This window comes from Pelorhabdus rhamnosifermentans (genome assembly GCF_018835585.1).
GTDB lineage: Bacteria > Bacillota > Negativicutes > UMGS1260 > UMGS1260 > Pelorhabdus > Pelorhabdus rhamnosifermentans.
The window spans coordinates 1-499 of the sequence record NZ_JAHGVE010000101.1 but is presented as its reverse complement, the minus strand read 5'-3'; the positions used below and the strand labels follow the sequence as shown (position 1 = coordinate 499).

At 49.5% G+C, this 499-nt stretch carries 1 protein-coding gene and 1 pseudogene; both read left to right on the top strand.

What is annotated here, in order from left to right; genetic code table 11:
• Positions 1 to 252 (top strand): annotated as a pseudogene (locus tag Ga0466249_RS25955) (2-oxoglutarate ferredoxin oxidoreductase subunit beta); the annotation flags it as partial.
• On the top strand, positions 249 to 499 hold a 251-nt coding region (locus Ga0466249_RS25950; RefSeq protein ID WP_215832389.1), incomplete at its 3' end, for a 2-oxoacid:acceptor oxidoreductase family protein. The pseudogene Ga0466249_RS25955 and the gene Ga0466249_RS25950, both read left to right, overlap by 4 nt.

Below are 499 nucleotides of genomic sequence, written 5' to 3'. Positions count from 1 at the left end.
GACGGATTCGCCCTTGTCGAAGCCATCACCGCTTGCCCCATCGGGTTCGGTCGTCAAAACAAAAGCGGTTCAGGAGCCAACATGATGAAATGGCAGAGAGATCACGCCGTAGCCAAAGCAGCTTATGAAAAACTTACCGCCGAAGAACAGGCCGAGAAGTTTGCCATTGGCGTGCTTTATGAAAGTGAAGCTCCTGAATATACCAAAGAATACGACAAACTGATTGAACAGGCCCAGGGGGGAGCAAAATGAAACGATTAGAAATGAGATTATCCGGATCCGGCGGTCAGGGACTCATCCTGGCAGGCATCATCCTAGCCGAAGCCGCCATATTAGATAAGAAAAATGCCGTCCAGTCCCAGTCCTACGGACCCGAAGCAAGAGGCGGCTCAAGTAAATCAGAAGTGCTTATTTCAGAAGAGGCCATTCATTATCCGAAAGTAGTCAAACCGGACCTGCTTCTCGCCATGACGCAAGAAGCATTAGATAAATACGCCCA